Origin of the sequence: Streptomyces sp. CMB-StM0423 (assembly GCF_002847285.1) — a bacterium.
Lineage (GTDB): Bacteria > Actinomycetota > Actinomycetes > Streptomycetales > Streptomycetaceae > Streptomyces.
This window is the reverse complement of sequence record NZ_CP025407.1, coordinates 1,118,363-1,131,394: the sequence shown is the minus strand read 5'-3', so window position 1 is coordinate 1,131,394 and position 13,032 is coordinate 1,118,363. Positions and strand designations below refer to the sequence as shown.

At 68.5% G+C, this 13,032-nt stretch carries 7 protein-coding genes; 3 read left to right on the top strand and 4 right to left on the bottom strand.

Annotated elements, in window-relative coordinates; genetic code table 11:
* Positions 1-77: 77 nt before the first annotated feature.
* From CXR04_RS04745 to CXR04_RS04730, 4 genes are all read right to left on the bottom strand, one after another.
* Positions 78-2,345: an Ig domain-containing protein gene (locus CXR04_RS04745; RefSeq protein ID WP_234380064.1), complete on the bottom strand. Its 2,268-nt coding sequence runs from the start codon at positions 2,343-2,345 to the stop codon at positions 78-80.
* Positions 2,346-2,584: 239 nt separating this feature from the next.
* Positions 2,585-3,412 (bottom strand): carbohydrate ABC transporter permease, encoded by an 828-nt coding sequence (locus CXR04_RS04740; RefSeq protein WP_101420634.1) that lies wholly within the window; start codon positions 3,410-3,412, stop codon positions 2,585-2,587.
* Positions 3,409-4,218, bottom strand: coding sequence for a carbohydrate ABC transporter permease (locus CXR04_RS04735; RefSeq protein WP_101426191.1), 810 nt, complete (start codon positions 4,216-4,218; stop codon positions 3,409-3,411). Before CXR04_RS04735 ends, CXR04_RS04740 begins: the two co-directional genes overlap by 4 nt.
* A gap of 185 nt (positions 4,219-4,403) precedes the next feature.
* On the bottom strand, positions 4,404-5,687 hold the full coding sequence (locus CXR04_RS04730) for an ABC transporter substrate-binding protein (protein ID WP_101420633.1): 1,284 nt from the start codon (positions 5,685-5,687) through the stop codon (positions 4,404-4,406).
* 191 nt (positions 5,688-5,878) lie between these two features.
* Here CXR04_RS04730 and CXR04_RS04725 point away from each other — a divergent pair, with 191 nt between their 5' ends.
* The 3 genes from CXR04_RS04725 to CXR04_RS04715 all read left to right on the top strand — a co-directional run bounded on the left by CXR04_RS04725 (position 5,879) and on the right by CXR04_RS04715 (position 12,591).
* Positions 5,879-7,033, top strand: coding sequence for an ROK family transcriptional regulator (locus CXR04_RS04725; RefSeq protein ID WP_234380063.1), 1,155 nt, complete (start codon positions 5,879-5,881; stop codon positions 7,031-7,033).
* A gap of 34 nt (positions 7,034-7,067) precedes the next feature.
* The gene (locus CXR04_RS04720) at positions 7,068-9,221 is read left to right on the top strand and encodes an alpha-galactosidase (protein ID WP_101420632.1); all 2,154 of its coding nucleotides are present in this window, start codon (positions 7,068-7,070) and stop codon (positions 9,219-9,221) included.
* 487 nt (positions 9,222-9,708) lie between these two features.
* Positions 9,709-12,591, top strand: coding sequence for a LamG domain-containing protein (locus CXR04_RS04715; RefSeq protein WP_159072261.1), 2,883 nt, complete (start codon positions 9,709-9,711; stop codon positions 12,589-12,591).
* Positions 12,592-13,032: the final 441 nt, after the last annotated feature.

Sequence of the window (13,032 nt, the reverse complement as noted above, 5' to 3'; positions counted from 1 at the left end):
CGCTCGCGCTCACACGGGCGGCGGTGCATGTGGACGTGTTCAGCGTGACGCTGATCCTCCGTCGCGGCTTGCCCGGCTCACTGCTTGACGTCGATCACGCAGTCGCGCTGCGCCGGCGGCTGACCGGAACTCTGGTACGCCGTGATCGTGAACTGCGCGGTGCCCGCCTTGACCGGGGTGCCCACGATCCCTCCGGTGTCGGCGTTGAGTGCGAGCCCCGCGGGCAGGGCCCCCGAGGTCACCGCGTATCGCGTGGTCGCCGGCGTATTGGTCTTCACGACCGCCTCGTACAGGGAGCCCTCGGTCGCCGCGGGCAGCGAGCCGGGGCCGAGTTCCGGGGTCGGCGCGATGACGGCCTGGGGGTCGCCGACCGGGTTCCCGGCGGTGTCCAGCTCCTGCAGAGACCATCGCAGGCCCGGCTTGACCACGGTCAGGTGCCAGTTCGTCGTCAGATCGCGGAAGCGCTCCCGCTGCTCCGCGGTGAACGCACCCAGGTTGCGTGCCGTCTCCCATTGCTGGATGGCCTCAAGCAGCCGCTTGGTGTTCTCCCCGCCCGACACGAGGCTGGAAACCGAGGACTGGAATCCTGCTCCGGCGTTCAGCCCCGCGCCTCGGGCCAGCTTCCACTCCATGGTGAGCAGGCTGTCCGAGCCTGTGAGGCTGATCCAACCGAGCATTCCGGGGAGGTAGTTCGCCCGGAGGTAGGTGTTGTTCTTCAGGACCTGCTCCATGGAGGTGCTGCCGACTTCACCCCAGCTCGCCCGGGTCAGCGTGTCCCAGGTGTTCGAGGTCATCCGGCTGGTCTCGGAGATCAACCGGTCCTTGGCATCGGTTCGTGCATACGTCGTGTTCACCAGGTGAGCGATGCCGTAAGCGCCCCAGCCGGACTCCGATGCCGACTCCAGACCGTCCCAGGACATCCCGGTGATACCGGTTGCGTTCCATGCGGTGGACAGCCTGTCGATGATCTCGTCAAGGATGGCATGGTTACCGATCGCGCCGCCGTAGCTGTTGGCCACGGTTCGGGCGGCGCGGTCGCCCGCAGCGTGTGAGGCCGCGACCGATCCCCAACGCGCGCGACGCAGGCCGGTCAACTTCCACTCCTTCCCCACCTGCTCGGCCGCTTCGTAGCTGACGAATTCGTCCCCGATGCGCAATATGCTGTGGTATACGCCCGCAGCAAGCAGTGTGCCGGAGTCGAGGTACACGGTGGTGTCGCCGGCCGGCAACGGACGAGTGAGCGAGGCGCTGCCCCCGGTCACGAGCCGGTCGTCGGCGGGTGCCGTGACGTAGTCGTCTCGCGGGCTCCAGGCCCAGTCGTAGGCTTCATCGCCGGTGCCGATGAAGTCCGACAGGGTGTGCACGCCGAGTTGTACACCGTCGGTCCTGGCGATGTCCACGGCTGCCGCGGCCCCGGCGTCGCTCCCGCCCAGGCTCGCGTCGAACCTGTAGTGACCGCTCGACGCCCACGGGCCGTAGTTGGTGGTAAGTGAGTAGATGCGCCCCATGCCGGCCGCCTGGGCGAATCCTGCGGCCGCCGGAATGTTGTCGGTCCGCAGGTCGCCGAGCACCAACCATGACTGGTTGCTCGCCTGGGAGGTCTTCTGCCACTGACCGTTCAGCCTTGGGTACGGCAGCTTCTCGCCCGCCGCGATGTTGGACAGGATCGTCGGCGTCGCCTCAGGCGAGGCTCCGAAGAGTGCCATCTTGGAGCCTGCGATCTTGCCGTCGCGGCCGGGCAGCGGCCCGACCGCGATCGGGTATCCGTGTACCTTGCGGTGGCGTTCCTTGGTGTAGTCGAAGGTGAAGGCGCGCAGTACGGAACCCCAGGGAGTCACGCCCGCCGCGCTCCACTCCTCCAGAGAACCCACGCTCACGTGGTCCGGGTCGTGGTCGACTTCGCTCTCCCAGCCCATGTCCTGGTATTCCTGCGGCCAGGCGCCTTCGGTGCGGTCGGTCAGCGGGCGGAGCCCGATGGCGAAATCGTCGTCGCGGACCACGCCCACCGCTGTGCCGATCACCGCGGAGACCGACGTGGCCAGGGGGCCCCAGAGCAGGGTCTGCACATCGACGTTCCGCGGCGCGTCGACGGCGACCGCCTCGAACGTGGTGTATCCCCGCTTGCCGGTCAACTTAACCTGGATCGTCCAGTTCGCCGCCCCGTTTCGGAACGAGAGTATCTGGCCGCCGGGTCCGGAGCGGTCCACCTTGGCGGGTCGTTGCTGCTCGCCGTCGACAACCAGGCTGACCAGGGGCGCTGCGTGATCGGGCGCGAGATAGTCGACCCCGGTCCTGCTGTCCACCAGGCCCACGACCGTCCCGGCCTGGTCGAGTTCGAGGTCCAAATAGCCGGCCCGAATCCTGATCGACGGAGTCGTTCCACGAGACCCTGCCAGCGCCGGTTGCGCGCCGACCGCGGAGAGGGTTCCCGCGGGCAGCATCGTGACTGCCAGCGCTCCGGCTGTGCGGCGGAGTACGGTTCTTCGCGGGGTGTGCTGGGGAACGTGTGTCGGCTTCGGCGATTGCATGGCGGTTCTCCTGTCACATCTCGATTGGTAGTGCACGGACCGGACGGTCGTGCCGGTCATCCCTTCGTGGCACCGCCGGTCAGTCCGCGGACGAAGTGCTTCTGAAGCGCGAGGTAGAAGACGAGGACGGGCAGTGTGGCCAGCAGCATGAAGGCGAACACCGCCCCGAAGTCCTGCTGGTAGGGGCCGATCGAGCGGAAGATCCCGACCGTCACGGTGTTCCCGGCTCCCGGGCCCAGGACGAGCAGTGGTGTCAGGAAGTCGTTCCAGACCCAGACTCCGAGGAAGATGAGCACGCTGGCCGAGGCCGGCCGCAGGAGCGGGAAGACCACCTGCCAGAAGATCCGGAACCGGCCGGCGCCGTCGACCGCCGCTGCCTCTTCGAGTTCGCGGGGGACCGAGCGGACGAAGCCCATGAAGACGAACACCGCGAACGGCAGGTAGTAGCCGACGTCGACCAGCACCGCGCCCGGCATCGTGTGCATCAAACCGATGGCGTCCAGGATCCGTGTGATCGGAAGTATGATCACCGCGGGCGGGATCATCAGGCCGGCCAGCATGACGCCGAGAATGGCGCGGCTCCACCAGCGTCCCGACCGGACCAGGTGATACGCCGACATCGCGGCCAGCACGGTGGTGATGAGGATCGTCAGGGTGGTCAGGATGACGGAGTTGGCGAGGCCGTACCAGAACAGCCCGTCCGGCCGGCTGAGCACGTGCTCGATGTTGTCGAGGGTAGGCGGAGCCGGGAGCGCCAGCGGCGATGCGACGACGTCGGTGCTGGGTTTGAAGACGTTGACCAGAGCCACGTAGAGCGGCAGGCAGAAAACGGCCGCCACGGCGATGGCCAGCAGTGGGCGGACCCATGACGTTCGGGACTTCACAGGTTCACCTCTCGTCGTTGCAGGAGTTTCAGCGTGGTCACGCTCGCGGCCGAAACCACGACGAGCATGATCCCGGCCATCGCGGACGCCACTCCCGGGCGTTGCTCGGAGAAGGCGGTGCGGATCACCTCGAAGGCGACGGTGGCCGTGCCGTTGGTCCCCGGGCCGCCGTTGGTGAGCACGGCGATCTGGTCGTAGACCTTGAACGTGCTGATCATCAGCATCACGGTGTTGATCGTCAGCGCGGGTGCGAGCATCGGCCAGGTGATCGCGCGGAACTGCTGCCAGGGGCCGGCGCCGTCGAGGCTCGCCGCCTCCTCCAACTCGGCGGGGATTCCCGCGAGCCCGGCGAGGTAGACCACGACGGCGAAGCCGAGCATCTGCCAGACCATGATTCCGGAGACGGAGTAGATCGCGTACGACGGATCCGTGAGCCACCCCGGCGGGCTCTCGACCCCCATCGAGACGAGCGTGCTGTTCAGCAGGCCGTCGTCCGCCAGGACCGAGCGCCCGATCACCGACACCACCACGGCGGAGAGGATCACCGGTGTGAAGTAGACGCCTCGCAGCAAGCTGTAGAGCCGGCCCTGCCGGCGCAGCAGCAGGGCGATCGCGAGGCCGAGCAGGTTCGTCAGCAGCACCACGATCACGGTGATGACCACGGTGTTCCACATGGAGTGCCGGAACTCCTCGTCCTCCAGGAGGAAGCCGTAGTTGTCCAGGCCCACGAACGAGGTCTCCGGGCGGGTGGCGCGCTCGTCGGTCATCCCGATGTCGAGCGTCCACAGGATGGGGGCGAGGACCATCGCGGTGAAGAGCGTGAGGGTCGGCAGGACGAAGACGGCGAAGGCTCCCGCGGACGACCACGTCCGGGAGCGGCGCCCGCGCGGTCCGCCCGCGCGCCTGGACGGGGCCGGATCGGGCCGTGGCCGACCGGGCCGCGGGATCCCTCCGGTAGCGACGGTTCCCGTCCGGGAGCGCACGGAGTTCGTCACTGCGAGAGCTCCTCGAACTTCTCGTTCAGCGTCGTGACGAACTGGTCTACGTCCGCACGGCCGTTGAGGAGGTCGTTCAGTGCGGCGTCGGCTTTGGGTATGAAGCCCGAGGGCAGGGCCGGGATGCCGGCTTCGTTGCCGAAGCTCGGCGTCACCGTTCCGCTGGACTGGGCCTTGTCGTAGAGGTCGAGGGTCTCGTTGTACAGGGGCGAGAGGCCGGCGGGCGGTTTGTAGCCCTTGAGGGCGACGAACAAGCCGTCGTACCGTGCCCCGCCGTCGGCGTTGAGCTTGGAGAACTCGATGGCCCACTTCTTTGCCTTGTCGACGTCGGCGGCCTCGTCGCTCACGGACAGTCCGCCGCCGGTGTACACGGGCAGGACTCGCGAGCCGTCCTGCGTGGGCATGGGGAAGACGCCGATCTGTTTCTGCTGGGCCTTGTCCGGGGCTGCGGGGAACCACGAGCCCATCGGGTACATGGCGCCTTTGCCGGCGAGGAAGTCGTCCTGGGCCTGTGCGTAGGTGGCCGAGAGGTTGTCGACGTTGTCCTTGTTGGCCAGCGCCTCCATCTTGGTCGCCGCGTTGACGAACAGCGGGTCGCTGAAGTCGGTCTTGCCCGCGATGAGTTTGCCGAGCCACTGGGGGTCCTGGGCGTAGACCTCGTTGGCGACGAGCTGTGCGAAGGTCCAGCGTGGGCCGAGGCCGTCCGGTGCACCGCCGCCGATGACGAACGGTGTGATCCCCTCTGCCTTGAGCTTGTCGACCGCGGTGAGGAGGTCGTCCCACCGCTTCGGCGGCGTGGTGATGCCCGCCTTGTCGAAGGCCGCCTTGCGGTAGTAGATCTGCCAGGTTTGCGAGTTGGTGGGCAACTGGTAGATCTTGCCGTCGAAGCTGCTGGCGGTCGGGCTGACCCAGTCCGCCAGTTCCTTCTCGCCGAACTGGGCGAGCTTGCCCGACTCCGCCAGCCCGGCGGGGTCGATGGCGACCATGATGTCGGGCAGGGCGCCGGTCGAGTCGAGCTGGCGCGCGTACTCGTTGCGCTGCTCGGCGCTCGGCGCGACGAGCTTCTTGATCTTCACTCCCGGGACCTCGGCGCTGGTCCTGGCGATGATGTCGTCCCAGTACTCGGCCGTCAGGTTCGGTGTCTCGAAGGTGAGCAGGCTAAGCGTCACCTCACCCCCCGACTCCTTCCCGCCCTCGTCCCCGCCGCCGACGGCACAGCCTGCCAGTGCGACGAGGCCCAGTGCCGTGGCCATCGCGACACGGTCGGTCCGCTTGCCCATCGGGCGCCTCCTGCCTTTCTTGCTGGTCGAACCCATCGGGGATGCCGTTCGGCCCAGAATTTATATAAGTAAGTTGCTTAGCAATATTGCTGTCGGGGCGACAATGTAGATAGCGTGAGGTGGTGAGTCAAGACACACGGCAAGGCCGGCCCAGTGCGACCCCCTCCGGCCGTGCGGGGGATGCCCCCCTGTTGCGCAAGCTCAACCTCGCAGCCGCGGTGCGGGCTTTCCTCGAGCACACGTCGCTGACGGTGAGTGAGGTGTGCTCGATCGTCGGGGTCTCCCGGCCCACCGCCGATGAGCTGCTGGCGACGCTGCTGAGCGAGGGCTTCGTCCGTGAGGTGCGCGGGCGTCCGGACGGTGAGCGGTCCGCGGGAAGGCCGGCCCGGCGCTTCGAGGTCGTGGCCGAGGACTTCGCCGTCGTCGGAGTCGACATCGGCGCCCACAAGGTGGCCGTCGCCATCTGCGATCTGCGTGGAAACGTCGTGGCGATGCGCAGACGCAGCGTCGACTCTGGCCTGGGGCCGGCCGGACGCATCGGGGCCGCGGCACGTCTGGTGAAGACGGCCGTCCGGCAGTCCGGGAAGAGCTGGGAACAGATCCGCTCGGTGGCCTGCGGCATCACCGGGGTGATCGCCAACGGCTCGGAGGTCAGGGACCTCCGCACCGTTCCCGCGGGTCAGGACCTCGACGTCTACTCGCTCCCGGGCTTCGACGACATCGACGTGGCGTCGGAGGTGTCGGAGCGCTTCAAGCGCGACGTGCTGATCTCCAACGACATTTTCCTCGCGGCGGCGGCCGAGCAGTGGCAGGGCGCCGCCACCCAGGCACGCGACCTCGTCTACATGCACGCCGGCCGCCGCCTCGGGGCCGCGATAGTCATCAACGGGCAGATCCACAACGGACGCCGCGGCCTCGCGGCGTCCGTCGGCGCCATGAAGATCCTGGGGTGGGCCGACGCGATGGCGCAGCTCGACCACGAGAGCCGCAAGCTCGCGGGCTCGACCGCCGGGGAGTCCACCGGTCAGGATCTCCGGGCCCTCTTCGAGGCGGCGGCAAACGGCGACCGCACCGCGGTGCGCACCGTCGACCGCGTCGCCGAGGCACTCGCCCTGGGCGCGTCAACCCTGGTCCATGCCGTCGACCCCGACCTCGTCGTGCTCGGCGGCGGTTTGTCACGCACGGGGAACGTGCTTGCCGGCCCGTTCCAGCGGCACTTGGCCGCGACCTCACTCGACTTGCCGGAGTTCCGCGTGTCCCTGCTCGGCGACGAGTCCGTCGCCCTCGGTGCCGCCCGGCTGGCCCTCGACGATTTCAAGGCGCGCCTACTCGCCGTGCAGGCCTGATGCACCCCTCTTACGGAACCAAGGAGTCACCGACATGATCGAGCCGGGACACGTGGCCGTGCCCGCGCCCACCGCCCCCGTGTCCCTCTCCGGTTTCGGAGGGGCCGAGACCACGGCGATGGTCCTGCTGCCGCGGGCGGACGGCCTGCCCGACTTCGGGTGGATGGGGCTCGCTCTGGCATCGACGGACGTCCGATCCCTGACGAGCCCGGCCTCGGTCGAGACCACGGCCTGGAACTCCTGGCTGCTCGGCTCACCGGTCAGCGTGTTCCCGGAGCACGCACGCGGCTACCTCGGACGGCCTGCGCTGCTCGGCCACCGCATCGGCCCCGAAGGGCCCGGGAGTGCCTGGTCCACCGCCTTCGGCGTCGGCGTAGTGCGGGGTGACGACGGCTCGCTCGTGATCCAGGCCACCGACGAGTCGGCGGGACTCGGGCTGCGTTTCGAGGCCGAAGCCGTCGTCGGGGGAGGTCTCCGCCTCCGGCACCTGCTGACCAACGTTGGCACCGGTCCCTACGTGGTCGACGCGCTCGACGTGGTCATCCCCCTTCCGCCCGGCGCGGGCGAGATCCTGGACTTCACTGGGCGGTGGGCCCGCGAGCGGCAGCCCCAGCGCCATGCCCTCGGGGACGGGCAGTGGGTCCGGGAGCACCGCCGCGGCATGCGCAGCCTCGACGGCACCGGCCTGGTGGTGGTCGGTACGCCAGGCTTCGGCTACGGCGCCGGTGAGGTGCTCGGCGTCCACCTCGCCTGGAGCGGCAACCACCGGTACGCCGTCGAGCAGCTCAGCTCCGGTGCCGCCGTCGTCCGGACCGGCGAGTTGCTGCACCCGGGCGAGCTGGTCCTCGATGAGGGCGAGACGTACACGATGCCCTGGGTGCATGTGGCCGCGTCCGCGTGCGGACTCGACGGCCTGGCGGACGCGACCCATCGATACGTCCGGTCGCTCGCGGCACATCCGCCCTCGCCGGCACCCGTGATGTTCAACCCGTGGGAGGCGGTCTACCTCGATCACGACCCCGACAAGCTGACCGCACTGGTCGATATCTCGGCCGGGCTGGGCGCCGAGCGATTCGTGCTCGATGACGGGTGGTTCGCGGGCCGGGAGTCCCTCGACGACGGACTGGGCGACTGGACCCCGGACCCGGCGGTGTGGCCGGACGGGCTGGCACGGCTTGCGGACCGGGTGCACGGGAAGGGAATGGAGTTCGGGCTCTGGTGGGAGCCGGAGGCCGTCAATCCGAACTCCGCGGTCTACCGCGACCACCCCGACTGGATCCTGCGCACGGGTGACCGGTCGCCCGTGCTGGAACGCAACTGCTACCTGCTCGATCTCGGCCGGGAGGACGTGCGGGCACACCTGGTCCGCGCGTTCGACCGCCTGGCGGCGGCGCACCGGATCGACTTCGTCAAGTGGGACCACAACCGCGACCAGATCGACGGCGGTGACTCGCGCGGCTCCGGGCGGCCCGCGTCACGGCGGCAGACCCTTGCCTTCCGCGAACTTCTCGACGAGCTGGCCCGCCGCCATCCCGGCATCTCGTGGGAGAGCTGTGCCTCGGGAGGCGGCCGGATCGACCTGGACGTGCTCGAACGGGTCCAGAGCGTCTGGGCCTCCGACGTCACCGATCCGTTGTCCCGCCAGCCGATCCAGCACTGGACCGCGCAGCTTGCCCCGTTGGAGTACCTGGGCGCGCATGTCGCCGCGCCGGTCTCCCATCAGACCGGTCGGACTAGCAGCTTGGACCTGCGCGCGGCCACGGCGTTCTTCGGCCAGTTCGGCGTCCAGTGGGACCTCACGAAGGTGCCCACTCCCGAACTGGACCGCCTCGCGTGCTGGATCGGCCTCTACAAGCGGCACCGTGCGCTCCTGCACACGGGCCGGTTGACGCGCGTCGAGCTGCCCGACGGGCTGCTCGCGCACGGGGTGGTCGCTCGGGACCGGTCGGAGGCGCTCTTCTCGTACGCCCAGCTCGACGAAATCGTGCCCGTGCCACCGCGGCTCCGCGTCCCGGGACTCGACCCCGGCCGGACCTATCGTGTCTCGCTCGTCTCTCCGGCGGAACCGTCGGCGGCCTGGAAGGTCACCGGCATCCAAGCTTCCGGTGCGGCGCTGGGAGCCCTGGGGCTGCCGGGCCCTGCGCGGGCACCCCAGAGCGCGGCAGTGGTCCACTTGCACGCGGACTGATCCGGCGGCACCGCGGTCGGCAGGCGCTCCATGCAACGCGCTGCTCGCTCGCGCTCCACGCGGGGGCCGGGCCGGGTGCGCCGGGCCTCTTGACGTGGACACGGGAGCATCCTAGATTTCAGATCTATCGCGCATGTTATCGATACCAAGAGTACGGAATATCTCGCTGGCAGCCCACGCCCGGGTCCATGGCGTAGCGGACATCGGCGCCGCGTCGCTGCTTCTTCTTTCAGTCGGCCGGTAACCCGTTCGGCATGCTGTCGTGCACCGTGGCAGACCGGCTGCCGGCTGAGCGAGAACGAGGTCAAGCGTTTCAGATGTGGCGAAGTTGCAAGGCAGCGAGGGCCGGCAGTCGCAAACCTGGAGGCGAAGTCGCCGGGCCGGGATTCCGAGTCGGTGCAGCATGCCTCTCGGCGACGTACGACAACCGCGAGAGCGCCACCGCGAAATGCGCCACACCGCACCGCGTCAGTCGATCGGAGTCAACATGCCTGAGATCAACCGCCGCTCCTTCATCGCCCGGTCGGCCGCAGTGGGCGCGGCAGCATTCGCCACCCCCATGTTCGGAGAGGGGCTGGCCGCGGCGGCGCCCGGTCGGCCGCCCGGCCTGGACGCGCTGACCAGCGCCTGGCTGCCCCGGCGGGAAGTCGTGCACTGGCCCGCGGTCAGCAACTTCTGGGGCGCGGTGGGAACCGGTGGCAACGTGCTGGCCATCCGCAACTTCACCCTCGCGCCCTACCTCGATGACGGTGGTGACTCATGCGTGCTGAGCATCGATGGAGTGCCGGTTCCCACCGGTAGCGCCCGATGGTCGGCTCATGAGATCACCCGCAAAGCGGCTACCGCGTCCGGCGTGGAGGTTTACACCGCCACCCGGCTGGCCTTCGAACGCAACACGCTGCTGCAGCGCATCACCGTGTCCAATCCCACGGCGACATCCCTGGTGGTGTCGGTCGAAGCCAACCCCCGCATCGCCAGGGGAGCGATGCCGGCCACCTGGGCTTGGGACCCCCCGCGGCCGGGCGGCGACCACACCTTCACCGCGCGCCAGGTATCCGGAGCGAACCTGCTGATATCCGACAGCGGTTCATCCGCGGTAACGGCGTTCGCATTCGCTCCGGCACCGACGCTTGCCGTGGGACCGACCGGCGGGACCGCCCGGTGGTCCGTCGCAGCGGGGCAGTCGATGACGATCGACACCGTCATGGAGGTGGGCCAGACCTCGACGGGCGCCCCGCTCGTGGACATCACCGACGCCACGGAGACGCTGGCCGCTTGCAACGCCACGATCCGCAGGTTCCAGGCGACCTTCTCCGCAGCGGCGGAGGAGTGGAGGAGCCGTTGGTACGAGGCATTCACCCCCGACAACGGCCATTACTCGGGTTTCCTGCCGGTCCTGCGTACGGACGAGACCGACATCGCCCGCCTGTACTACATGGCCATCCTGTCGGTGCTCGTATGTGAGCGCACCAATCTCTCGCCTGCCTTCTCCGACGTACTGGGCCGCCCTTCGGAGGGCTTCCGAGGACTCGACCGCGTCTACGTCACCGGCTCGCCGGAGTGGGCGTCCACGGTCAGCTACTTCTGGGACACCTCCTACTGTTCGGTCATCCTTGCCATGCTCGACCCGCAGATGATGAAGGCGAAAACCGCCTACTGGATCACCAAAGACATCTATGCCGGCTACGCGATCGACTGGGTGTCTGGCAACACGGTCGGACCGTGGTACAGCGCCAACGACCTGAGCGTCTTCACCACGACCCTCAACTACGTCAACCACAGTGGGAACCTGGCCTTCCTCGACACCACGATCCCCGGCACCGGGAAGACCGTCCAGGAACATCTGAGATCCATCGCAACGCACTGGGAGAGCCTGGTGCCGCAAGGCCAGTCCCTGGCCGACTACGGTGAGAACCACAACCTGTTGGAGGTTCTGCCGAAGTACACCCATCAAGTGGCATCGTTCAACGCGGGCAACGTCTGGATGATGGAGCAGGCCGCGGATCTCCACCGCCGCACAGGCGACCAGGCGGCCGCCAATGACCTCACCGACAAAGCGGATCACCTGCGACGAGAGGTCCTCGCACTGTACGACCCCGAGAACAACGGGGTCTGGAACTGCAGAAACAATGACGGCGCAACCGTTGCGGTGCGTACGGTCCTCGACTTCGCCATCGCGGGACGGCTGCTCGCTCCGTCTCTGTCCGAAGAGCAGAAGGCCGCCATGAAGCGCTTCGCGGCCACCGAACTGCTCGTGGGGGACTGGATGCGGGCCTTGTCCCTGTCCGACTCCCAGGCGCCGGTCAGCCGTACCGACCACGGCACCACGGGCGCCTACGACTCCTGGCCCGCGCTCACCGCCCAGACCTTCGCGCGGTTCGGCGACTACCCGAAGCTCCTGGCTCAGTTGAAGGGTTTCGCGGGGGTGACCCGCCGGGGCCCGTTCAGCCAGTCCCACCAGCTCCTCCAGATCGTGGGCGTATCCGTCGCCGACAGGCCGGCGCTGAACCCCGCCGGAGCCGTGACGGTCTCCGCATGGATCTGCCCGTCCCAGTGGCCCACCGAGGTCTGGCAGGGCAGCATCCTCGCCAAGGACTCCTGGGGCAACCGCGACGGCGGCTACGTACTTCGCGGCGGCGCCGGCGGTGAGATCTCGTTCGTCGTCGCCCTCGACGGCCGCTTCACCGAAGTGCGGACGACCGCCACGATCCCCACCTCGGGGTGGCATCACGTGGCGGGTGTCTACGACGGTGAAGGGATGCAGATCTTCATCGACGGCGTAGTCCGGGCCACGCGCTCGGCCACTGGCACACCGACCCCCTCCACCGGAACTCACCTGGTCGTGGGGAACTGCCCGAGCGACCTCAGCCGCCGTTTCACCGGCAGCGTCGACGAAGCCCGTGTCTACGCCCGGGCGCTGTCGGCCGCCGAGATCCACGCCCAGTACGCCGCGACCTCCCCCACGACCGGCGCCGACGACAGCTCCCTGGCGCTCCGGCTGCCCTTCGACGAAGGCCAGGGCACCACGACCACCGAAGCAGTCACGGATCAGGAATTCGACGTCGACGGCGCGACATGGGGCAGCGGCCGGGACGGCTTCGGCGCAGCGTTGACCTTCTCCGAGGAGGCCGGCTCCTTTCACGCGGTCATCGCCTCACCCAGCGGCCTTCAGTGTTTCAACAACCTCGCCGGCGGCGCCTTCGCCGATGTGATCATCACCGACCTCTTCGGCTACACCCCCGACGGCACCACCGCCGAACTTCGGGACGCCACGACCCCCAGAGGTATCAACGCGACCCTGTCCGGAGTCGTCTTCAACGGCAGACGCCATTCGATCACCAGCGGACCCGAAGGACTGTCACTGACCTGAACACGTGTGACCGTCCAGGCTGCGCCTGGACGGTTCCGCGCGGGTTTCGAAGTCTGCCGATCACACGGCGAGGGCGCGGTTGGGTGCCCCTGACCAGCAAGAATGAGGATTGTTGAGGTCCTTGTTCCTGCCGCAGCCGGAGGCACTTCCGGGCGCGGAGGCGGGCGCGGGCGATCTCCCGCTTGGACAGGATCCCCCGCAGGATCATCAGCTCCTCGTGCCCGCCGGGCTCGGGTCGACCCGGCCGCCCGGCTCGGATAGCCACAACCGGACGCCGTGGTGTTCGAAGAGCGGGGCCATGGCGGCGAACTGGCTGCCGTAGAAGGCCCGCAGGTCGGAGATTTCTCACCTCGCAAGATCCATCTCACCGCTCATGTCTGATCGCGGGTTCCTCAACCCCGACCTCGGCGCGGTACATGTCCGCTGCGCTCCGGCCGAACG

Excerpts from the sequence above, each read along its gene's own strand:
- CXR04_RS04715 (WP_159072261.1), top strand. The coding sequence starts at position 9,709 with ATGCCTGAGATCAACCGCCGCTCCTTCATCGCCCGGTCGGCCGCAGTG.
- CXR04_RS04720 (WP_101420632.1), top strand. The coding sequence starts at position 7,068 with ATGATCGAGCCGGGACACGTGGCCGTGCCCGCGCCCACCGCCCCCGTG.
- CXR04_RS04735 (WP_101426191.1), bottom strand. The coding sequence starts at position 4,218 with ATGGTCCTCGCCCCCATCCTGTGGACGCTCGACATCGGGATGACCGAC.
- CXR04_RS04730 (WP_101420633.1), bottom strand. The coding sequence starts at position 5,687 with ATGGGCAAGCGGACCGACCGTGTCGCGATGGCCACGGCACTGGGCCTC.